This is a genomic window from Ahrensia marina, from assembly GCF_042140245.1.
GTDB lineage: Bacteria > Pseudomonadota > Alphaproteobacteria > Rhizobiales > MH13 > MH13.
Window position 1 is genome coordinate 721,032 of record NZ_CP159483.1, and the last position, 20,985, is coordinate 742,016.

At 56.9% G+C, this 20,985-nt stretch carries 27 protein-coding genes; 11 read left to right on the plus strand and 16 right to left on the minus strand.

The window, feature by feature from the left end:
• Positions 1-4 precede the first annotated feature (4 nt).
• Entirely contained in the window at positions 5-847 is an 843-nt protein-coding gene (locus ABWH92_RS03510) for a LysR family transcriptional regulator (protein ID WP_375572191.1), read from the minus strand.
• 159 nt (positions 848-1,006) lie between these two features.
• On the opposite strand from ABWH92_RS03510, the gene ABWH92_RS03515 reads away from it, so the two are divergent.
• Entirely contained in the window at positions 1,007-1,987 is a 981-nt protein-coding gene (locus tag ABWH92_RS03515; protein ID WP_375572193.1) for an aldo/keto reductase, read from the plus strand.
• Here the strand turns inward: ABWH92_RS03515 and ABWH92_RS03520 are convergent.
• The gene (locus tag ABWH92_RS03520) at positions 1,984-2,598 is read right to left on the minus strand and encodes a LysE family translocator (protein ID WP_375572195.1); all 615 of its coding nucleotides are present in this window, start codon (positions 2,596-2,598) and stop codon (positions 1,984-1,986) included. The two genes, ABWH92_RS03515 and ABWH92_RS03520, sit on opposite strands and share 4 nt — an antisense overlap.
• An 81-nt stretch (positions 2,599-2,679) precedes the next feature.
• On the opposite strand from ABWH92_RS03520, the gene ABWH92_RS03525 reads away from it, so the two are divergent.
• Complete coding sequence (locus tag ABWH92_RS03525) at positions 2,680-3,126, plus strand: Lrp/AsnC family transcriptional regulator (RefSeq protein ID WP_375572197.1); 447 nt, start codon at positions 2,680-2,682, stop codon at positions 3,124-3,126.
• Here ABWH92_RS03525 and ABWH92_RS03530 read toward each other — a convergent pair.
• Together ABWH92_RS03530 and ABWH92_RS03535 are read right to left on the minus strand one after the other, a co-directional pair.
• Positions 3,123-3,614: a YbaK/EbsC family protein gene (locus tag ABWH92_RS03530; RefSeq protein WP_375572198.1), complete on the minus strand. Its 492-nt coding sequence runs from the start codon at positions 3,612-3,614 to the stop codon at positions 3,123-3,125. The genes ABWH92_RS03525 and ABWH92_RS03530 overlap by 4 nt on opposite strands.
• A 3-nt stretch (positions 3,615-3,617) precedes the next feature.
• Positions 3,618-4,646: an adenosine kinase gene (locus ABWH92_RS03535; RefSeq protein WP_375572200.1), complete on the minus strand. Its 1,029-nt coding sequence runs from the start codon at positions 4,644-4,646 to the stop codon at positions 3,618-3,620.
• Positions 4,647-4,776: 130 nt separating this feature from the next.
• Here ABWH92_RS03535 and ABWH92_RS03540 point away from each other — a divergent pair, with 130 nt between their 5' ends.
• Genes ABWH92_RS03540 through ABWH92_RS03550 form a run of 3 tightly spaced genes read left to right on the plus strand, consistent with a single transcriptional unit; the run spans position 4,777 to position 6,743 of the window.
• Positions 4,777-5,454: a sulfate transporter family protein gene (locus tag ABWH92_RS03540; protein ID WP_375572202.1), complete on the plus strand. Its 678-nt coding sequence runs from the start codon at positions 4,777-4,779 to the stop codon at positions 5,452-5,454.
• Positions 5,455-5,499: 45 nt separating this feature from the next.
• Positions 5,500-5,859 (plus strand): copper resistance protein CopC, encoded by a 360-nt coding sequence (locus ABWH92_RS03545; protein WP_375572204.1) that lies wholly within the window; start codon positions 5,500-5,502, stop codon positions 5,857-5,859.
• 8 nt (positions 5,860-5,867) lie between these two features.
• The gene (locus tag ABWH92_RS03550) at positions 5,868-6,743 is read left to right on the plus strand and encodes a copper resistance D family protein (RefSeq protein ID WP_375572205.1); all 876 of its coding nucleotides are present in this window, start codon (positions 5,868-5,870) and stop codon (positions 6,741-6,743) included.
• On the opposite strand, the gene nth is transcribed toward ABWH92_RS03550, so the two are convergent.
• Positions 6,740-7,486 carry an endonuclease III gene (nth, locus tag ABWH92_RS03555; RefSeq protein ID WP_375572207.1) on the minus strand — a complete coding sequence of 249 codons (747 nt, stop codon included), beginning with the start codon at positions 7,484-7,486 and terminating at the stop codon, positions 6,740-6,742. The two genes, ABWH92_RS03550 and nth, sit on opposite strands and share 4 nt — an antisense overlap.
• Positions 7,487-7,572: 86 nt before the next feature.
• On the opposite strand from nth, the gene ABWH92_RS03560 reads away from it, so the two are divergent.
• A complete protein-coding gene (locus tag ABWH92_RS03560; protein WP_375572209.1) occupies positions 7,573-8,085 on the plus strand; it encodes a DUF2244 domain-containing protein in 513 nt (170 codons plus the stop codon).
• Between the two features lie 108 nt (positions 8,086-8,193).
• Positions 8,194-9,084, plus strand: a complete 891-nt coding sequence (locus ABWH92_RS03565) for a methylated-DNA--[protein]-cysteine S-methyltransferase (RefSeq protein ID WP_375574175.1) — start codon at positions 8,194-8,196, stop codon at positions 9,082-9,084.
• Between the two features lie 94 nt (positions 9,085-9,178).
• On the opposite strand, the gene ABWH92_RS03570 is transcribed toward ABWH92_RS03565, so the two are convergent.
• The 8 genes from ABWH92_RS03570 to ABWH92_RS03605 form a co-directional block, all read right to left on the minus strand.
• The gene (locus ABWH92_RS03570) at positions 9,179-9,796 is read right to left on the minus strand and encodes a 2,3-bisphosphoglycerate-dependent phosphoglycerate mutase (protein ID WP_375572211.1); all 618 of its coding nucleotides are present in this window, start codon (positions 9,794-9,796) and stop codon (positions 9,179-9,181) included.
• 23 nt (positions 9,797-9,819) lie between these two features.
• Positions 9,820-10,629 carry a 4-hydroxy-tetrahydrodipicolinate reductase gene (dapB, locus tag ABWH92_RS03575; protein ID WP_375574176.1) on the minus strand — a complete coding sequence of 270 codons (810 nt, stop codon included), beginning with the start codon at positions 10,627-10,629 and terminating at the stop codon, positions 9,820-9,822.
• A gap of 78 nt (positions 10,630-10,707) precedes the next feature.
• Positions 10,708-11,106: a hypothetical protein gene (locus ABWH92_RS03580; protein ID WP_375572213.1), complete on the minus strand. Its 399-nt coding sequence runs from the start codon at positions 11,104-11,106 to the stop codon at positions 10,708-10,710.
• Positions 11,090-11,809, minus strand: a complete 720-nt coding sequence (gene pyrF, locus ABWH92_RS03585; protein WP_375572215.1) for an orotidine-5'-phosphate decarboxylase — start codon at positions 11,807-11,809, stop codon at positions 11,090-11,092. The genes ABWH92_RS03580 and pyrF overlap by 17 nt, the downstream gene beginning before the upstream one ends.
• A complete protein-coding gene (locus ABWH92_RS03590) occupies positions 11,806-12,369 on the minus strand; it encodes an NADPH-dependent FMN reductase (RefSeq protein ID WP_375572216.1) in 564 nt (187 codons plus the stop codon). Before ABWH92_RS03590 ends, pyrF begins: the two co-directional genes overlap by 4 nt.
• Positions 12,370-12,387: 18 nt before the next feature.
• Positions 12,388-13,017 (minus strand): class I SAM-dependent methyltransferase, encoded by a 630-nt coding sequence (locus ABWH92_RS03595; protein WP_375572218.1) that lies wholly within the window; start codon positions 13,015-13,017, stop codon positions 12,388-12,390.
• 157 nt (positions 13,018-13,174) lie between these two features.
• Positions 13,175-14,440, minus strand: coding sequence for a cytochrome b/b6 domain-containing protein (locus ABWH92_RS03600; RefSeq protein ID WP_375572219.1), 1,266 nt, complete (start codon positions 14,438-14,440; stop codon positions 13,175-13,177).
• A gap of 27 nt (positions 14,441-14,467) precedes the next feature.
• Entirely contained in the window at positions 14,468-15,100 is a 633-nt protein-coding gene (locus ABWH92_RS03605) for a YceI family protein (protein WP_375572221.1), read from the minus strand.
• A gap of 133 nt (positions 15,101-15,233) precedes the next feature.
• Here ABWH92_RS03605 and ABWH92_RS03610 point away from each other — a divergent pair, with 133 nt between their 5' ends.
• Positions 15,234-15,869, plus strand: coding sequence for an alpha-ketoglutarate-dependent dioxygenase AlkB (locus ABWH92_RS03610; protein WP_375572223.1), 636 nt, complete (start codon positions 15,234-15,236; stop codon positions 15,867-15,869).
• A 10-nt stretch (positions 15,870-15,879) separates the two neighbouring features.
• Here ABWH92_RS03610 and ABWH92_RS03615 read toward each other — a convergent pair whose 3' ends face one another.
• The 3 genes from ABWH92_RS03615 to hrcA form a co-directional block, all read right to left on the minus strand.
• Positions 15,880-16,275, minus strand: coding sequence for a VOC family protein (locus ABWH92_RS03615; protein WP_375572225.1), 396 nt, complete (start codon positions 16,273-16,275; stop codon positions 15,880-15,882).
• Positions 16,276-16,356: 81 nt separating this feature from the next.
• The gene (grpE, locus tag ABWH92_RS03620) at positions 16,357-17,037 is read right to left on the minus strand and encodes a nucleotide exchange factor GrpE (protein WP_375574177.1); all 681 of its coding nucleotides are present in this window, start codon (positions 17,035-17,037) and stop codon (positions 16,357-16,359) included.
• Between the two features lie 144 nt (positions 17,038-17,181).
• Complete coding sequence (hrcA, locus tag ABWH92_RS03625) at positions 17,182-18,270, minus strand: heat-inducible transcriptional repressor HrcA (RefSeq protein WP_375572227.1); 1,089 nt, start codon at positions 18,268-18,270, stop codon at positions 17,182-17,184.
• Between the two features lie 150 nt (positions 18,271-18,420).
• Here hrcA and rph point away from each other — a divergent pair, with 150 nt between their 5' ends.
• Genes rph through hemW form a run of 3 tightly spaced genes read left to right on the plus strand, consistent with a single transcriptional unit; the run spans position 18,421 to position 20,984 of the window.
• On the plus strand, positions 18,421-19,137 hold the full coding sequence (rph, locus tag ABWH92_RS03630) for a ribonuclease PH (RefSeq protein ID WP_375572229.1): 717 nt from the start codon (positions 18,421-18,423) through the stop codon (positions 19,135-19,137).
• Between the two features lie 3 nt (positions 19,138-19,140).
• Positions 19,141-19,788 carry an RdgB/HAM1 family non-canonical purine NTP pyrophosphatase gene (gene rdgB / locus ABWH92_RS03635; RefSeq protein ID WP_375572231.1) on the plus strand — a complete coding sequence of 216 codons (648 nt, stop codon included), beginning with the start codon at positions 19,141-19,143 and terminating at the stop codon, positions 19,786-19,788.
• Positions 19,789-19,790: 2 nt separating this feature from the next.
• Positions 19,791-20,984: a radical SAM family heme chaperone HemW gene (gene hemW / locus ABWH92_RS03640; protein WP_375572232.1), complete on the plus strand. Its 1,194-nt coding sequence runs from the start codon at positions 19,791-19,793 to the stop codon at positions 20,982-20,984.
• Position 20,985: the final 1 nt, after the last annotated feature.

The window sequence follows — 20,985 nt, forward strand, 5'->3', positions numbered from 1 at the left end:
TCTCTTAAGTGCGGATCTGGCCCCAGCCGAACAGCTCGCGGTTTTCCTGGAGCAATGCTTCGAGCCTTCGCACCACCAGACGAATGTGTCGCTGGTGGCGGGTTTCGTGGTGAAGCACCAACCATTGCCGGTGGGTGAGGGCTTCAATCGGTCCGGACGCCCGCTCTAAGCGTGAATTCATGTCGCCCACAAAACACGGCAAAACGGCAAGACCAGCGCCTGCCTCACAAAGATCCATCACCAGGCGGGGGCTGTTCGCTTCCACCGCTATCTCGTTGGCATGGTGGCTCTCCACCCAGCGTGCCGATGGTGTGTTGGCCGCGCTGCGTATCCACCTGTTTACTGTGCTCTGCCGTGCTCGATAGGCCGCAAAGGCAAACTCACCCAAGGCCTTTCCGGCGAGGCCGGCCTCGACGGGACGTGCATTGCGAATGCCGATATCAGCCTCCCGGCGAGCAATATCCAGCTGAGCTTCACCGCTGACAAAATCAAGGCGAAACGGGTCACGCGGACCCACCAAAGCCTCAATTCGGTGAGCGAAAAAGAAGCTCATCCAGCTGCCTGCCGAGAGTCGCACGGTTTGGGCCTCTTGCAGCCCGGCGCGCCACCGATCAACGCCAAGCGCGGCCTCTTCCATCGCTTCAGCTCGCACGACAAGCGCTTTGCCATCATCCGTGACCGTGTAGCCTTTTCCCGAGCGTTCAAACAGACGTGCGCCGAGAGCTTGTTCCAAACGATCCATACGGCGGCCAAGCGTGGCCGGGCTGGTTTTCAAGGCCCGTGCGGCCCCCGATAAGCCGCCGTGACGAGCAACCATCAAGAACGCGAGAAGGTCATCCCAGTTCATTGAATTATCTTCTCTTTTCAAATTTGAAAAGGCTAATCTATTCTTTTCTATCGTTTTTCAAATCTATTGTCACGATAGTGCAACGATGTGCATAGGTATAGGATAAAGCAATAGAGATGCAATACCGACAGCTGGTCGCCGCAAAAGAGGCCGACAATCATGCGTTTTGAACCCAAATCACGTGTCGGCATGGGGTGCTGGGCCATTGGTGGGCCGTTCTTCGCCGGGGACGGTCCGCTCGGTTACGCCAACACTGATGATGCTCGATCACTGGCTGCGATCGAAGCAAGCTATGAGGCAGGCATTCGGCTGTTCGATACGGCCGATGTTTATGGCGCGGGGCACTCTGAACGCCTGCTTGGTCAAGCGCTTAAAGGTCGCGACGATGTCGTGATTTCAACCAAGTTCGGGATTGGTTTTGATGAAACAAGCAAGCAGGTGATCGGTGAACGCACTGATGCGGCCGATGTAGAGATGGCGCTCGATGCGTCTCGCAAGAGGCTTGATCGCGATGTGCTCGACCTCGTGTTCTTGCATCTCAACAGCCTGCCGCCACAGCTCGCTGCCCCCTTGTTCGATGCGCTTGAGGATGCGCGAACACGAGGCATCATAAGCGCTTATGGCTGGTCGACTGATTTTCCACAAAGCGCCCGTGCCATGGCCAAACGTGAGGGTTTTGTCGCTGTTCAGCACGCGATGAACGTCTTCTTTGACGCGCCATCCATGATGGATGTGACCCGCCAACATGGTCTTCTCAGTTTCAATCGATCACCGCTCGCAATGGGCCTGTTGACCGGAAAATTCACCGCTGGCCAATCCATGGCGCCCGATGATATCCGCCATAACAGTTTTGGCTGGATGGACTATTTCAAAGACGGGAAAGTAGAGCCGAGCTTCGTGGCGATGCTGGAGGCCGTGCGCGATCTGCTAACTGTTGGGGGTCGCTCCCCTACACAAGGGGCCTTGGGTTGGCTGCTTGCCAAATCTCCCAACACAGTTCCGATCCCAGGGGCTCGCACCGTCGAGCAAGCCACGCACAATGCAAGAGCCCTGGATTTCGGTCCGCTGCCTGCGTCCGCAATAGAAGAGATAGAGACAGTCCTTACCAGACCAGCTGAAGGTCCCCCGCGTGAGCGCTAAAGCACGTTTGGCCAGAAAACCGGGATCAACGTGGCAAGCAGTAAGATCGCGGCCACGACATTGAAAGCGCGCAAGCGTGTTGGATCGGAAAAGAAAAGGCGCAGATAGTCACCCAGCGCTGTCCAACCCGTGGCGGTGAACGTGCCGGCGAAGGCAAAAACAGCCGCCACCGCAAAGGCGTTGACCGTGCTTGAGAGCGGCAAAGCGTAGACCGTCAGCGCCGTCGTCGCCATAACCCAGGCTTTGGGGTTCACCCACTGAAAAGCGGCCGCCTGCAGAAATGTGAGCGGCTTGCCGGAAACTTCCAAGTCGCCGCTTTGAGCAATCTTGGGTCGGGCGGTGGCGATCTTATAGGCCAGATAGATCAGATAAGCTGCGCAGATGTATTTCAGCGCTAGCTCTAGCAACGGGACCAAGGCGAAAAGCTGCGAGAGGCCAAGACCGACCGCCACAATCATCAACGGAAAGCCATAGGCAACACCGGTGATGTGGCCGAGAGAACGGCGGAACCCATAGTTCATGCCAGAGGTCATCAGCATCACATTGTTCGGGCCAGGCGTACCCGCAGACAGAAAAGCAAAAGCGGCAAGAGTGAGGATCAGATCGGTCATAGCCACACAAAGCTATTGACTTTTCCTCGCAAGAAGTTTGCTTTTCTTGTGTTTTGGATCACGAATGAGCAAGATTTCACCATGTTAGATGAAATGGATCACACGATCTTGCGCGCTTTGGAACTGGATGGACGGCTTTCCAACACAGCTCTGGCCGACAAGGTTGGCCTATCCCAATCGGCTTGCCTGAGGCGTGTGCAAGCGCTTGAAGAATCCGGTGTCATCAAAGGCTATCGTGCGGTGCTCGATCGCAGCAAGCTTGGTCGTGGCCTGAAGGTTTATGTGGCTGTTGGCCTCTCGCGCCACCTTAAGGCAGACCAGGACGCATTTGAGCGTGCCATGAAGACAGCGCGTGAGGTGCGCGAGTGCCACAATGTTTCAGGCACCATTGAGTACCTTCTCCATGTGGAAGTCGCCGACCTTGCGGCCTACAAATACTTCCACACCGAAGTGCTGGGCACCGTGGAACAGGTGGCGTCGATAACAAGCTACTTCGTTATGGGAAGCCCAAAGGACGAGCGGGGTTAGTCTTTGCGCACTGCAATGTGTGTGGCGTTGATCGCTGCCCCAAGCGCTTTTGGATCGGTGCAAAACACGCTGTCAGGGCGGCCAGCGGCCGCCCACACTTCAGAATATGTCAGCAGTGCCTCGTCCATATAAATCGGCAGTGTTTGCTTATGGCCAATCGGTGCCACACCACCGATTGCGAAGCCGGTCTCATCACGCACCCGGCGGGTATCAGCGCGTTCCAGTTTTGGCCCATACGTTTGTGCAATGTGGTCGAGATCAGCATTGTGTTGACCGCTGACCAACATCAGCACCAGGGCATCGCGCTCCCTATCGCGAAAAACCAATGATTTGACGATTTGACCAACCGTGCATCGGCACGCGGCAGCGGCCTCTTCAGCTGTACGGGTGGATTGGTCCATCGTTTTCAGCGTGATGGGCAGGCCCATCGCTTCAGCTGCATCGACAACGCGCGCCATCGAAGAACCAGGCTTGGGCTTGATGGACACGTGTCAGCCCTCCACCAAGATCCCAGCGTCAAACGCCAATTGTTTCAGCGAGGTCTGCGGACGCGGGCCCATTTGTGCGATGACATGGGCAGCTGCCAAATGGCCCAGCTCAGCGCATGTGGAAAGCGGCATCTGATTGGCAAGCCCATAAAGATAGCCGCCAGCAAACACATCTCCAGCGCCCGTCAGGTCGGTGATGTCATCCACCTTCGGTGTGCCAACCTCGATGCGTTGATCACCTGATACCGTGATTGACCCGTTTTCGCCCAGCGTCACCACGCCCAGTTCGGCATCCTTGGCCAGAGCATCCAAAGCTGTCGGCAGGTCAGCGGTTTCATAAAGGGAGCGCAGCTCATGCTCATTGGCAAACAACGTGTCGACTTTGCCGGTTCGCATCAGGTCAAGGAATTCACCGCGATAGCGATCAACACAGAATGAATCTGACAGCGTGAGCGCCACCTTGCGCCCGGCTTCTTTGGCAATCTGGGCTGCTAGGCGAAATGCCTCCTTCGCCTTGGCCGGATCCCAAAGATAGCCTTCCATATAGGTGATGGCAGAATCGCGGATGAGGTCGATATCGATATCATCAACCGTCAGCTCCTGGCAGGCCGCCAGCGAGGTGTTCATTGTGCGCTCGCCATCGGGGGTGACCAAAATAATGGACGTTGCCGTGCGCACATCCTGGGTGCGCGGCAGCGGCGAGACATCAAAAAACACGCCAATTCCGCGCATATCGTGGGCATAGGCGCGACCATTGTCATCATCGGAGACTTTGCCGATGTAGGCGGCCTTGCCGCCATACGATGCGATGGCAGCAGCTGTGTTGCCAGCTGACCCACCCGACATACGCGTGGCCTGTCCAATACGATTGTAGAGTCGCGCCAACTCGGTAACATCAACCAAACGCATGGAGCCCTTGGCGAGCTTCTCATGCACCAGAAAATCGTCTTCCACATGCGCAAGAATGTCGAAAATGGCGTTGCCAATGGCAACCACGTCATAGCGTGGTGAAGCAAGGGGCGTGTTGGTCATGGATGGCTTTCACGGCGGGCTGTAGAAAAGGGTAAAATCTCCGAAGACCCTCTTGGACCATTGTGAAGGCACCATCAACTGCCTATCTCAGCCAAGCCATTGCCCACAATCACCGGAAACCCTGCCTGCAATGTTTGCTCTTGTGCGCCAAGCCGCCCGTGATGTTCTTTCACCCCCGTTTCGCGGCGTGCTGTTCAAGTCACTCGGCCTGACAATCCTTGCGTTGATCGCTGTGTGGTTTGGTCTGGAATGGCTGATCGATACCTTTGTCACGCTGGAGCGCGGATGGCTTGATGACCTGGTGCAGGTCATTTCAGGCGTTGCCTTATTGGTCGGGGCGGTTTTCCTGGTGGTACCTGTTACCGCGCTGGTCGCCAGCCTCTTCCTTGATGACATCGCCGAAGTGGTGGAAGCCACACACTATCCGGGAGAGCCAACCGGTCGTCCTTTGCCGATGCTGATGGCGTTGAAAGAGGCGATTGGCTTCACATTGGTGGTGATCGTGGTGAACCTTGGCGCTTTGATGCTGTTGCTGGTGCCTGGTATCAACGCCATCATCTTTTTGATTGCGAACGGCTATTTGCTGGGTCGAGAGTATTTTGAACTTGCCGCGCTGCGGTTTCGCCCAAAATCAGAGGTGAAAGCCCTGCGCCGCCGTCATGGTGGACGAGTGTTCCTGGCTGGATTGGTGATCGCGGGGCTTGTTGCCATCCCCATCATCAACCTGTTGACCCCTTTGTTTGCAACCGCATTGATGGTGCATCTGCATAAGAGCATCTCGCAAGCAGAACGCGCTCCTCATGCTTGACGTTGCGTGCCTGGTCGGCTGATTTCTGATACCAACAAAGGAAAGATGATGGTTCGTTTTCTCGGCAGTTTGTTGCTCGCAAGCATTCTCGGGCTCGGTAGCGCGTTGGCTCACTCCACGAAGGAAGCCACCGTGCCGGAGGATGGAGCTTCACTCGATGCAGCGCCGAGCGAGGTGATGATCCAATTTGATGAGCCAGCAACACTGACCCGGGTTGAACTAGTCCACAGCAATGAGGGTGAAACGCAAGAAACCCGCCTCATGCCTCCTGGCGAAGCGATGGACATGACCCATTTGGACGCACCCGATCTTGGTCCAGGGCTCTACACGGTAGAATGGCGCGCAATGAGCGCTGACGGCCATGCGGTGAATGGCAGCTTCTCCTTCACGGTTACCGGCAACTAGGCAAAGCGATGGAGGCCGACCTTTGGGGCGTTCTGGCTGTTGCCGCCAAGACGCTGATCTATGGCGGCAGTTTGGTAGCTGCTGGATCAGCGCTTTTTTTGGTAGCCCTTCGCCCTGAACCCAGCGTTGCGGCAGAGGCGCGGCGCGCTGGACTGATCGCCGGAGCCATCGGGGCTATGGCCACGGCCCTCTTTGTTCTGCTTCAAGCTGGATATCTGATGGATGATGGGTTGGCCGGTATGGTTGACCCGTTCGCGTTGAACTTGGTTGTTGATGGACCACTTGGTCATGCGGCAGCTGCTCGCCTTGTCGGATTGGTGCTGATTGGTCTTGCTTTGGCTGTACCAGTGCTCAAGGTGCCAGGTACGTTGCTTGGCGCTCTGTTGGTTGCCGCCTCTTTTGCCCTTTCCGGCCACGCGACTGCGGATCCGCGCTTGGTGTTGTCAGCCGCTATCATGCTTCACGTACTGGGCATCAGCTTTTGGATTGGCGCCCTTTGGCCGCTTCATCAGGCAACACGCCTTTCAACACCGGGCAATGCGGCTGACCTCGCCCATCGGTTCGGCAATCAAGCGATGCTCGTGGTTCCAACATTGCTGGTCGCTGGCACGCTGTTCACGGTTCTGCGCATCGACCCAGTCTCTGCGCTTCTGACGTCGCCCTATGGCTGGATGCTTGCCATCAAGCTCGTGATTGTCACAGGCCTGCTTGCTCTGGCGCTGAAAAACCGGCGCGCAATCGTTCCTACAATGCTTGCTGGAACCTTCGGATCAGCCGCAAAACTACGCCGCTCTATTGGTTGGGAAGCTGTTGGTTTTGCGTTGATTTTTGTAACAACGGCTGTGCTCACCACGCTGACGGCAATACCTGGCACAGCACACTAAGCCGCTTTGGCTGATCTTGCCTTTTTCTTCGGCGTATCGGCTGGATTGGGCACCTTGTCCTTGAACTTACAGATATCGATCACCGGGCAACGCCAGCACTCAGGTGTTCGTGCTTTGCAAAGATAGCGGCCGTGCAAGATGAGCCAGTGATGCGCGTGCAGGCCATACTGCTCGGGCACCACGCGATCCAAGATAGCTTCAACCGCATCCACGGTTTTGCCCGGCGCCAAGCCTGTGCGGTTGGAAACACGAAACACATGGGTGTCCACAGCATTGGTGTGGTGGCCGAACGCCATGTTCATCACCACATTGGCGGTCTTGCGTCCAACACCGGGTAAGCTTTCCAGATAATCGCGATCTTCGGGCACATCGCCGGGCGCAAGCTCTGGGTGCTCATCAAGAAGACGCTTGGACAAGGCCATCACATTTTTGGCTTTGCCTTTGTAAAGACCGATTGTTTTGACCTGTTCGCGGACGGCATCTTCGCCCAGTGCCAGCATAGCCTCTGGCGTGTCAGCTCTGGAGAAAAGGCCGCGCGTTGCTTTGTTCACGCCAGCATCGGTGGCTTGGGCAGAAAGCACGACCGCCACAAGAAGCGTGTAAGCATTCACATGCTCAAGCTCGCCCTTAGGCTCAGGCTCGATGGCATGGAATGCGGCGAACAGCTGCTCTATCTCTTCTCGCTTCAGGCGCGTACGGCCAACACGTTTTTTTGGAGCAGGTTTGGAAGATTTTGAAGCCATGACCCTCAAATGCAGCGTTGCTTTGTCACATTCAATTGGTGCCCGAACCGGTCATCCAATCCATGGTTTCAGTCCTATAGAGAGCCATGAGTGACAACAACCCGATCACGAACCTGAAAGATGAAGAGCCGCTGTTTGCTGCGCGTTTGACGCCACATCGCTCGCTGCCCAGAAATGGGTTCGTCTTGCTGATGCTGCTAATTGGAGGCCTGACCATCTCCACCGGGCTCATGTTCCTGGCCATCGGTGCTTGGCCCATTGTGGCGTTCCTGATCCTTGATGTCACGATTGTTTTTCTGGCCTTTCACCTCTCCTATCGCTCAGGCCGGGCCTATGAGGAAGTGACTGTTACCCCTGACCTGCTCACCATCAGACGGGTCAGTCCGTGGGGTCGGGTATCGGTTGATCAATTGCATCCTGTCTGGACACGGCTGAAAACGGCCTATGACGAAGAAGAGGAACGCGTGCTGGCCATCAAGTTGGAAAGCAAGGGCAAACAAGTGCCAGTTGGGGCGTTCATGAACCCCGATGATAAGGAAAGCTTTGCCAACGCTCTTGGCGAGGTTCTGGCGCGGCTGAAACGCGGCGCGCCAGCCTGACACTCCACAGTTCCGGTCCGGTTTCGGGTGTCGCCACCTCCTGCTTTGGGTAAGACTGGCACCATGATGCTACAGACAAACACCACACCCGCTCCCCTTCAACCAGCAATGACAGCGCCCTATGAAGAGCGATGCGATGCCTATGATGGCGTGCGCGCGGCGATTGCCTACATCTCAGAGCGCTATCTCGATCAGCCAGACATCGATACGATTGCTAGGGCTGTTGGCGAGCACCCAGCCATTCTAACGCGAAAATTTCGCGCCTTTGCCGGGCTCACACCCAAGGCCTTTCTGCAAGCCGTCACGCTCGATAAGGCCAAGATGCTTTTGGAGCATGGCGAGCCCGTTTTGGACGCGGCATTGGACACTGGGCTCTCCGGGCCCGGCCGTCTGCACGACCTTTTTGTGACCCATCACGCCATGCCACCGGGCGCCTACCGCGCCAAAGGTGCAGGTTTGCAAATCGATTATGGGTTCCATCCGTCGCCTTTTGGCACCGCCTTGGTGATGGAAACCGAGCATGGTTTGGTGGGTTTGGCCTTTTGTGACCCCGGCCAAGAGACTGAAACCTTTGAAGATATGGCTGGGCGATGGCCCAATGCCCACTATGTGAGCACGCCTGAAAAAACAGCATTGACCGCGCGGCGCATTTTTGACCCGACGCACTGGCAAGCGGACACTCCGCTGCGTATTACGCTGATCGGGACAGACTTCGAGGTACAGGTGTGGGAGACGCTTCTGTCGATCCCACTTGGAGGCATCACGACCTATGGAAAGCTTGCTGATTCGATAGGTCGGCACAAGGCGTCACGTGCCGTTGGCGCTGCTGTGGGCAAGAACCCGATTTCGTTCGTTGTGCCCTGCCATCGGGCCGTTGGGTCTACCGGCGCTCTCACGGGGTACCATTGGGGCTTGACCCGCAAGCGCGCAATGCTCGGCTGGGAAGCGGCAAGCATTGGTAAGGTTAAGCCAGAAGCACAGACTGAGTTGTTTGAGTAGAACCAAACACCAAGCCCCGGACAGAATCCGGGGCTTTTCATGGTCTGTTTTTAAGGTCCCGGTCGCGCAAAGCGCTTATCGGGAACTTGGAGCGCTACTCCGCCAGATCGATCTTCTCGACGATGCCACCTTCTTCGTCCAAGCGGTAGATGATGGGTGTGCCGGTGCCCAGTTCACGCTTCAAGATCTGCTCAGGGGTCAAACCCTCCAATTGCATGATCAGGGCACGCAGTGAATTGCCATGTGCGGAGACCAAGATGCGCTTGCCTGCCAAGACACGCGGTAAAATCTCCGTATCGAAGTAGGGAAGCACCCGCTCAGCTGTCATTTTCAGGCTTTCACCGCCTGGTGGAGGTACGTCGAATGAACGGCGCCAGATATGCACCTGCTCCTCACCGAACTGTTTGCGTGCCTCATCCTTGTTCATGCCCGTCAAATCGCCGTAGTCACGCTCGTTCAGCGCCTGGTCGCGGGTGATCGGCAGATCGGTGCCCATCTCTTCCTGCATCAGGTCCAGCGTTTTTTGGGCGCGCAGCAGATCCGAGGTGAAGGCCTCGTCAAACTCAAGCTTCATTTCTTTGAGCGTTTGCCCGGCCGTGCGGGCCTCTTTCACACCTTGTTCGGTTAGGTCAGGGTTCTTCCAACCGGTGAAAAGGTTTTTCAGGTTCCATTCGCTTTGTCCGTGACGGACCAGGACGAGAAGGCGTTCCATAAGGTTTTTCCTTTGCCGGATAATTAGTTTGAGTCTGCAAGACCAAGAACATCTTGCATGGTGTAGCGACCTGGTTTTTTTCCGTAACCCCACAATGCAGCTTTCACAGCGCCACGGGCAAACAGGCTGCGATCTTCGGCGTGATGCGAAAGCGTGATCCTCTCAGCCGGGCCAGCAAACAGCACCGAATGATCGCCAACCACTGAACCACCGCGCATTGTCGCAAAACCGATGGCACCCTCAGGTCGTGGCCCCGTGATGCCATGGCGGGTAAACACCCCATCTTCTTGAAGGTTCAAGCCCCGGCCATCGGCAGCCGATTCCCCCAGCAACAGGGCGGTACCGGAGGGCGCGTCCACCTTGGCTTTGTGGTGCATCTCCAAAACTTCGATATCGAAATCAGCGCTTAGCGCTTTCGCGGCCTGTTTTACCAAGACGGCTAATAAATTAACGCCAAGGCTCATGTTGCCCGATTTGATGATGGCTGCATGGCGCGCGGCGGCGTTGAGTTTTTGGTCGTCATCTTCGCTCATACCGGTAGTGCCGATCACGTGCACGATGCGGGCCTGCGCGGCCAATTCGGCATAGTGGAGTGTTGCCTCGGGCGCCGTGAAATCCAATACAGCGTCACTTGCGGCAAAAACAGGCAGGGGGTCGTCGGTGAGCGCGATTCCCATAGAGGGCTGACCAACCAAGCTCCCAGCATCCTGGCCAAGCGCTGCTGCGCCTTCGCGCTCAATAGCACCGCTGAGTGTAGCGCCATCAGTGTCAAGAATGGCGGCAATCAATGCCTTGCCCATCCGACCCGAAGCTCCAACAACTGCGATGCGCACGTCTGCCACTTGTTCGCCTCCTCTGCGTTGTCCGCATCTAGCCCAGCGCAACGCCTGCGTGCAACTGTCGGTGGCCTATCAAAGCCGACGCATCAAAACTTTGGTGTCGCCAGCCGCATCGCGAAGACCTGGTGGCAATCGTTCAGGGTCAATGCCAACGAAACCAAGAACCTGAAGGGCCTCGCTGTGCGAGCCTTCAAGTACAGTGAGGGCCGGAGCGTAACTCCAGCGTGCGTAGGCTAAGGCGTGATCAATCAGGGCGAGTTGGGCGCGCTCATCACCAACAACGTTATCAAGAAACACGGTGCCATCGGCCAGATAAGCAGTTGCGGCACCCACAAAAGTCTCGCCATCGGCAAGCACCCAGCCCATATCCTGCGCCATGGCACGCATAGCCACTGTTTGATCGAGCCCGAGGGCGGCAAGCGATGAAAGATCGTCAGCAGTGATGGCACGAATGCTAGCCTCGCTCGGCAAGGCCTGCCTCAATCTCCTCAACTGCACGGCGCGCAGCGGCTCTGGGATCATCTGCTGCTGTAATCGGCCGACCCATAACGAGAATATCCGCGCCATCGGCGATGGCCTTTTGCGGTGTGACGACACGTTTTTGGTCACCCGCCTCGCCACCAGCAAACCGAATGCCCGGCGTGACCAAAAGCATGTTTGGTCCAAGTGCGGCCCGCAAAGACGATGCTTCCAAAGCCGAGCAGATAAGCCCGGGCATGCTTGCTTGTTGGGCCTGCAATGCGCGCGTCATCACCAGTTGATCGGCCGGGACGGCGTATCCTGCTTCTTGCAAATCTTCATCGTCCATCGAGGTGAGCACCGTGACGCCCAGCAACCTCATGGTTGGATCAGCTCCAAGCGCCTCAACCGCAGCATGCATGGCCTTTGGATAGGCATGAACTGTCAAATAGGCCGCGCCAGTGGCCGCCACGCTGCGGGCGCCTTCTGCAACCGTCTGATCGATGTCCAGCAGCTTGAGATCGGCGAAAACTTGTTTGCCTGCCTTGGCCAGCTCTTCGATCAAGCCAAAACCACCGGAATAGGCCAGTCGGTGGCCAATCTTGATGACACCAACCTCATCGCTCACCAGATCCAGCATGCGCATGGCGGCGTCACGCCCCGTTACGTCTAGGGCAACCGCCAACCGATCCTTTGCACTGAGATTACCCCTCATGCGCGTAGCTTTCTTGCAACGTCCAATGTCCTTGCGAGTTGCACGTTCGCAAAGTCAGCCGAGCGTTCATTGGCAAAGCTGCCATCGTCATTGAAGGCGGACGCTGCACCACCGACCGTTAACTGCTCAGGCATCACAATGGCATTGAGACCGACCAAAGTGGTCCGCAAGGAAAACATGCCGCGGATACCGCCCATAGCGCCAGGAGATGCACCGCCCAAAGAAAACAGAGTTTCCTTAAAGGGGTGCGGTTTCAGGCGGCTCAGCCAATCAATGGTGTTTTTCAGCAGCGGCGTCTGCCCGGAATTGTATTCCGGTGAGGCAATGAAGGCTGCATCAGCATCGGTCATCAGCGCGCCCAAATCGATGATGGTCTGCGGGACACCATTTTCTTTTTCCCAGTCGGGATCAAACAAAGGGGCTAAGTAGTCCGAGAGCGAGATATGCGTAACGTCGGCTCCTAGATCGCGCGCCAGGGCTGAAACCGCCGTGGCGAGCTTGGTGTTGTGGGACCCTTGACGGGTCGATCCTGAAAAAATGAGAAGTTTGACAGCGGACATATGGGGCCTTTGGGGGTTTTAGGGGGAGGCTTTGCGATAAACCCAAACGCGCGCCGGCGGCACATTGTTCCAGATCCAGCCACTTCTGGAGAGTGAAAACAACCCGGCCTCCTCGCGCACAGGCGGGACCAGAGCATAAGAAAACTGAATGAAGGGTGCGCCGGGCACCAAGCGATCCAAAGCACTGAGGATCAGGGCGCGTCGTTTTTCACTTGGGCTAGTGAACAACGGAAGGCTGGAAACAAGACCTGCCAGAGGCTCATGATCGCCGAGACTTGTTGCCAAATCATAGGCATCACCCTGCACGACCTTGATGTCTGGAAACCGGGTCCGCAACAAACCGGCAAAGGTGTTGCAATACTCAATGGATGTAAGGTTTTCCGGCGCGATCCCGCGCTCTAGAATGGCCTGCGTCACCACACCGGTTCCCGGGCCAAGTTCAACCACAGGTCCAGCGCGTTCTGGGTCAAGGTAACTCGCCATGGCACGTGCGAGCTGTGGGCCAGAAGGTGTTATGGCGCCGATGGCAAGCGGATTGCCAGCCCATTGACGCAAAAACCGACCTTCATCCATCACTTTGGAGAGAAACGACTGTCGGGCCGGACTCGGCGCTGATGGCTCATGATTGGAATACCGGGAAGGCGTCACGAAACGGGCATCCTTTGGTGAGCCAAGAAACACTGCGCAATTTCCTACGCGTCAGAATGACAGGGAGATGACAGGATTGGTCAAATGCTGCAACGCCAATAGCGTGTTTTCTCGCCACCGTCGCAAGACAACCGGTTTCAAAGACGAGACATGACTTTTAGGGACGTGTGGCGAAAATTTGAAAGGCAATGGAAACATCGTAGAGCAACCAAGCCTCATTGGCAGCTCCCACAGCGCCGATGCCGAAATCCAAGCGGTTGAGAGACCCTTGCCCGACAACGGTCGCGCTCCCATCGGCCTCGTCGAACGTGAAAGTGAGAGGAACATCCACAGTCGTTCCGCGTAACGTCAGCGTTCCATTGGCGATGAAACCACCGTCGTCCATTCGATCAAAGCCATCGGCTTGGTAGGTAGCGGTGGCATGATTGGCAAGATCGAAGCCGTCACCGCCCGATGATTGCGCCTGCAAAGTGGCATCGCCGAGCGTCACGCTGGTCATATCAACGGTGATTGCCGCGCTTGCATTGCCCAGATCCTCAGGATCGAAAACCACATCACCTGTCCAGCTACCGATACTGCCTTCAACAGCATTGCCAGTGTAAGTGATGGTAAAACCCAGCGTCGATGCTTCGTGATTGATCACCCAAGCGCCATCTGGCGCTGGCGCATCGCTCTGAGTGACGTTGGGCTCGGTGCTCGCCGTTTGATAGCTGACGGTTTGATTAATGCCCCATGCGATGCCACCGATCAGAAACATCAGCGATGCCGCAGCCGCCAAACCAGCAACACTTGCCTTGGCGATGGAGTTGGGTGCGGTTCGCGCAGAGATGAGCATGCGAGCGATCAAGTTATCTTTGGCGATGAACTGGTGCTTCAGCGCGGCTGCGATGTGCAGTGCAATCAGCAAGCCCATCGCCAACGCTAGATTGTCATGCACGCCTTTCAAAAACGCCTCAGCGGTATGACGTTCGGTGAGGCCCGCATCGCCTAGCAAAGGCAAATGGGCGAACGGCAGGCTTTCCAGAAGCAGAAAGAAGGTCGGAACTCCGGTCGGCGACACCGATGCCATGGCCCAGCCTGAGAGCGGCACAGCGATGAGGAAAGCGTAAAACCCGAGATGCGTGACACTTGCAGCGAGACGCTCAAACCGGCTCATACCCTCTGGCAGCGCGGGCGCCGGATTGGCCACGCGCCAGATGATGCGCGCCAAAGTGAGCGCTAAGATCGTAAGGCCGACGGTCTTATGGATCTGAAAAACCGTGAAAACAGAACCCGTTGCGGCTGCACCGGCGGACACCATCCACTTGCCGCCGATCAGTTGAAAGGCAATCGCCGCAGCAATCACCCAGTGGAGGACAATTGCGACGGTGGTGTAGCGCCGGGCTGCAGACGTATCGATGCTATCGACAGGGAGGGTCGTCATGATGATCAGCCCGACGCTTTGCGCTGTTTAGGAGGGGTTGGCCGTCGAGGCGTCGCCGATGAACTCAGCGTTGATCTCGATGGTGACTTCAGCACCGACGTTTGGCGCAAACGTCGAGAACCCAAACTCAGTGCGGTCAATTGTGCCGACAGCTTGAATGCCGAAGGCTGCGCCGTCGGCGAACGGGTGTTTGCCCATGCTACCGATCAGGGTGGTATCGAGTGTAACGGGCAGTGTCACACCCAGGAAAGTCAGATCACCTTCGATCTCAGCGGTCGTATCACCGGTTTTGGTGATACCGGTTGAAACAAAGGTTGCCTGTGGGAAGGCATCGGTGTTCAGCCAGTTCTCACCACGTAGTTCGGCGTTGAAATCGTGAGCATCTGGGTTGGGAAAGTCAGTATCGACGCTGGCCATATCGATGGTGGCGGTCAGCGTGGACTGGCTGATGTCGTCGGCATCAAGCTCGATGGTGGCCTCGAACGTATTGATGCGCGCTGTGTACTGCGACAAACCGAAGTGGTTGACGGACCAGAACAAAGACCCGTGCGTTGGATCCAACTGATAGGTACCAGACCCAATGGAAAGATCTTCAGCGGCAGCAGAACCGATAAGGGCAGTGGATAGGGCTAGACCTGCGATGACTTTGGTGAGTGTCATGGGTTTTCTCCGGATGAACGATGAATGCTTGGAAATGATGACCGAAGAAGTAGGCAGGTTTGTGCGCGGTGAGAGGCCCCTTTGTGCCAAACATATCGTTCGATATTTGTGATCAATGCCCCTTGGAGTGTGCATGAACAATCGTTTTGCCCTTAACCCAGTGCCACTGGGTCAAGAGGGGGCAGTGCTCTACCCGCAAGCATTGGATGCCGCGTTTCAACAGGACTTGGTGGCAGACCTTCGCGGCGTTCTGGCGACAGCACCGCTGTTCCAACCGGTCATGCCGCGCACAGGCAAACCGCTTTCTGTGCGCATGAGCAATTGCGGGCCATTGGGTTGGGTGGCGGACAAAGCAGGCTATCGCTATCAGCCGAACCATCCTGTCACAGACAATCCTTGGCCGCCCATCCCAGAGGCTCTCACGCAGCTTTGGAGACTGGTAGCCCCCAATGCTCGCGAGCCTGAGGCCTGTCTCATCAACTGGTATGGCCCAAACGCCAAAATGGGATTGCACCAAGACCGTGACGAACAGACCTTCGACGCGCCGGTTGTTTCAGTTTCGCTCGGCGATGAAGCCTTGTTTCGTTTGGGTGGTGTAGAGCGTGGCGGCAAGACCCAAACCATCCGCCTAGCATCCGGCGATGTGCTGGTTCTCGGCGGTAAAGCACGCCTTGCTTATCACGGTGTCACGCACATCTACCCCGGCACATCGACGCTGCTCGACGCGCCAGGGCGGATCAATCTGACACTGCGCCGGGTCAATCCCTAGGACAGCAGCCCTAGTTCTCCATAGGCTCGTCGGAGGGCGTCATCCAGCCGACCATTGCACCGTCGGGCTGCTGCACCATCGCGATGCGGCCAACGCCTTGAACGTCAAAAGGCTCGCCCATCACAATGGCACCGTTGGCTTTGGCTTTTTCAAGCGCCGCATCCACATCGTCTATAGCGATGTAAGCCATCCAGTTTGGCGGAACCTCAGCAAACTGCGGGCTTTTAGAGATGTCGAACATGCCGCCGACCATCTCTCCACCAGACTTGCAGAGATGGTAGAGGGTCCCATCAGGCATGGGCATCTCTTCAAACGTCCAGCCGAGTGACTCAGCATAAAGTTTCTGCGCACCCGGCACATCGCGGGTCATCAACTCATTCCAATGGAAGTGGCCATGTGGCGTCATCTTGCTATCTCCCGAAAAGCGCGTTTACCCCCGAAACGCTCAAGACGGAAATGATGACTCTGGCTCGGCTACGAGTCCAGACTAGGCCGTTTTGTCGATGCTCTCGCCAGGCTCCGCTTCAACGGTATCGTTTGCCGGCTTTGCACCTTCTGGTTTTGCGTCCTCTTGCTTGGCTGGCTTAGGGCCACCTTTTGTGACGCCAACCATAGCGGGGCGCAGCACACGCTCACCGATCATAAAGCCCGGTGCAACCACCTGCACCACCAAACCAGAGGGTTGGTTTGGGTCGGGCACTTCGAACATCGCCTGGTGCTGGTTAGGATCGAAGCGCTCACCCTGGGGGTTGATCTTCTTCACACCGTTCTTGTCGAATACGGAGAGAAGCTCGCGCTCCGTCATCTCCACGCCTTCAAGAAGATTCTTCCAGACCTCTCCAGCGGCGGCTTTTTCATCGTCTGTCACAACGGTCAAAGCGCGTGTGAGATTGTCCGAAACAGACAGCAGATCACGCGCGAAAGATGAAACGGCGAACTTCTTGGCATCAGCCACTTCACGGGCCGTGCGGCGGCGCAGATTTTCCATCTCAGCAGCGGCACGAATGCGTTGATCGCGCGCCTGCTCCAACTCGTCCTGCAGAGCACCGATCACAGCCTCATAGTTGGGCTCACCTTCACCTTCGGGTGGGTTCTCCCAAGCACTTGCTGCGTCACCTTCGCTTTCGCCAGCGCCTTCGGCGGCTTCGGCCTCTTCCTCGGCGCGCATTTCACGTTCCATGGCGGCCGCTGCGTCTTCTGCAGCCATTTCTTCAGCACTTTTGCCAGCACCGGACATGGTCAAACCTCATACAGGATGTGGGGGGACAAATTCGTGATGCGCATATCAGGGCCTTTGGGCCAAAAATCAAGGCTATCTGCTCGGAGAAACCAGCCTGCTCACCAGGCTGGCGGTGTAGTCCACCACCGGCACAATACGCTGATAGTTGAGCCGCGTTGGACCAATGACGCCAACGGCGCCAACGATCAAGCCGGCATCATCATGATAGGGGGCCACGATCATTGACGACCCAGACAGTGAGAAAAGCTTATTCTCAGACCCAATGAAGATGCGCACACCTTCGGCTGTTTCTGTGGCTGAGAGAAGCCTTGCCAGCTCTTTCTTGGAATCTAAGTCCTCAAAAAGCAGGCGAATGCGTTCAAGATCTTCTTGCGCTGACACGTCTTCCAAGAGGTTGGCACGGCCACGCACGATCAGCTGTTTTGGTTTGCCCTCTTCGGCGCCCGCCCAGCTGGCGATACCAGCATCAACTACTTGACGAGTTAGGCGATCGAGTTCGGCGGCAACAGCTTGCTCGCGTTCGGCCAACGCTTTTTGCGCCTCACCAAGTGTTTTGCCGCGTAGGTGCGCATTGAGAAAGTTGGCCGCTTCCGTCAACGCTGAGGCAGGCAGACCATCTGCCAAGTCAATCAACCGGTTCTCAACATTGCCATCTTCACCGACAAGCACGACCAACCCTTTGGTTGGCTCTAAGCGGATAAATTCAATGTGCTTGAGCCGCGTGTCACTCTTGGAAGCAAGAACAAGTCCGGCGCCCGATGTGAGCCCGGATAGGAGCGAAGATGTTTCCGTCAACGTGTCCTCAACCGACCCCTTTTGGCGTGCCGGATCAAGATTGTCGTCAAGGGCTGCTCGCGCTTCTGGTGGTATGGCGCCCACTTCCATAAAAGCATCGACAAAGAAGCGCAGGCCGAGCTCTGTTGGCAGACGACCGGCAGAGATGTGAGGGGCAAACACCAAACCCAACGCTTCCAGATCACTCATCACGTTGCGGATCGTGGCCGGTGACAGCGTGGGCATGGCGTTAGACTGTGTTAGATCGCGCGAAAGCGTCCTTGAGCCAAGCGGCTCACCTTGCGTGAGGTAGTGATCGACCACGCGACGAAAAATGTCGCGGGTTCGCACATCAAGATCATCAAGCCGAGGCGTTGGCGCGTTCATAGACACTATCTAAAATCACTTCGCTGCGGATTCCACCTTTATCCTTTTTGAGGGCTCGCGGGCGCGACTTCTGGCTCGAACATCCCTTGCATGCTGCGAAAGCCCAGCGTAACCAGAGCCAAATCTCTCGTGATAAGAAAGCTTGTTCTCATGCGCCCATCCAATCGCGCCAACGATCAACTGCGCCCCGTCACTCTTGAACGTGGTTTTGCCCGCCACGCCGAGGGTTCCTGTCTGGTTTCCTTTGGCAACACCAAAGTGTTGTGCGCAGCAAGCGTGGAGGATCGCGTGCCAGGCTGGATGCGCGGTAAGGGTTCTGGCTGGGTGACTGCTGAGTACGCCATGCTGCCCCGCTCCACCCATGAGCGTATGCGCCGCGAAGTTACCCAAGGCAAGCAGTCTGGCCGCACGCTTGAAATTCAACGTCTGATCGCCCGGTCTCTGCGTGCTGTGGTGGACCTGAAAGCCATTGGCGAGGTGATGATCACTGTCGATTGTGATGTTATTCAAGCTGATGGCGGCACCCGAACTGCCTCCATCACCGGCGCTTGGGTTGCACTTTACGATGCGCTGAAATGGATGGAAGGCCGGTCGATGCTTAAAGGTCCTGCGCTTAAAGACAAAGTCGCTGCTGTCTCCTGCGGTATCTACAAGGGCAAGCCCGTGCTGGATCTGGACTATCTGGAAGACTCCGCCGCCGAGACCGATGCCAATTTCGTGCTCACCGGCTCTGGCGGCATGGTCGAAATTCAAGGCACGGCTGAAGGCGCGCCCTTTAGCGAGGATGAGCTCGCCTCCATGATGGGCCTTGCCAAAAAAGGCATTGGCGAACTGCTCGACCTGCAAAACCAGGCGGTGGGAGCATAAGGCATGCAGCTGAAAGGTTTCGGTGATCGCTTGCTCATCGCAAGCCACAATCGCGGCAAAATCGATGAGTTGCGCGCGCTACTGGAGCCAGTTGGCATGCCTGTCACGTCGGCTGCGGACCTTGAACTGGATGTGCCAGAGGAAACCGGCACAACTTTTGAAGCCAATGCCCTTCTGAAAGCCCGCGCCGGCCACGAGACGACCAAGCTGGCCAGCTTGTCCGATGATTCAGGCCTATGCGTTGAGGCTTTGAATGGTGACCCCGGCGTTTACACCGCGGACTGGGCAGGCCCAGATCGGGATTTCGCCATGGCCATGCGCACGGTAGAAGAGAAACTCCAAGCTGCTGGCGCGAACTCGCCTGATGCACGTCGCGCCAAATTCGTCGCCGTTCTTGGTCTTATTCACACCGATGGATCAGAAGAGACTTTCCGCGGTGAAGTGGAAGGCACACTTGTCTGGCCGCCACGCGGCGACAAAGGCTTCGGCTACGATCCCATCTTCCAGCCTGACGGATACGACATCACGTTCGGAGAGATGGTGGCGGATGAGAAACACGGCTGGACACATGGAGAAAGCACTGGTCTTTCCCATCGGGCACGGGCGTTTGAGAAATTCTTCAACGCCATCGTATCCGCAGGACCGGCCTGACTTTGGATCACGCGTTTGCGCCAGTAACGTCTGATAGAGAGGCCGGGTTCGGCATCTATGTGCACTGGCCGTTTTGTGCCTCCAAATGCCCCTACTGCGACTTCAACTCCCATGTACGCAAGGCGCCGATTGATCAGCCACGCTTTGTGAGAGCCTTTCAGGCAGAACTTGCGACCATGGCGAGGCGTACGCCGGGACGCACTGTGTCCAGCATCTTCTTTGGGGGTGGCACACCAAGCTTGATGGAACCAGCAACGGTCGGCGCCATCCTCAATGCCATCGGCAGCCATTGGGAGATCGCGCCCGGCGCTGAAATCACACTGGAGGCCAACCCAACGAGCGTTGAAGCCGACCGCTTCAAAGGTTTTCGCAAAGCAGGCATCAACCGGGTTTCACTCGGTGTCCAAGCGATGAAAGATGAAGATTTGCAGGCACTCGGGCGCACGCATTCGGTCGCTGATGCTCTGCGCGCGGTGGAGATCGCCCGTGACGCATTTGAGCGCATCTCGTTTGACCTTATTTACGCGCGACCAGGCCAAAGCGTTGCTCAGTGGCAGGATGAGCTCGGCCAGGCGCTTGATTTCGCCGCCGATCATCTCTCGCTCTATCAGCTGACCATCGAGCCAGGCACCCAGTTTGAGATTCTGCACAAAGCCGGACGCCTGGAAGTACCGGACCCCGAAGTCGCATCCGATATGTTCCTAGCAACGCAGGCGATGACCACTGGACGTGATCTGGCGGCATACGAAATTTCCAACCATGCCGCGCATGATGCCGTGTGTCAGCACAACCTCGTTTATTGGCGCTACGGCGAGTATGTCGGCGTTGGCCCAGGTGCCCATGGGCGCTTGGTCGACCAAGCGAGCCCCTACGCCCAGCGCTTTGCAACATCCACTGAGCGCTATCCAGAAAAGTGGTTGGAGCGCGTTGAGGCCACTGGTCACGGGCTTGTCGCTGACGACCCGCTAACGCTGGAAGAGATGGGCGATGAATATCTGGTGATGGGCCTACGTCTGCGCGAGGGGATTTCTCGCGCGCGTTATGAGGCCCTTTCGGGGCGCACCTTCGCTGAGAAGCAGGTGGCATTGATGGTGGAGCAGGGTTTCATCGAAACGGATAGCGATGGGTCAAGCCTGCGCGCAACACGCGAAGGCTCGTTTCTTCTGGACGCCGTGGTGGCCGACTTGGCGGCCTAGT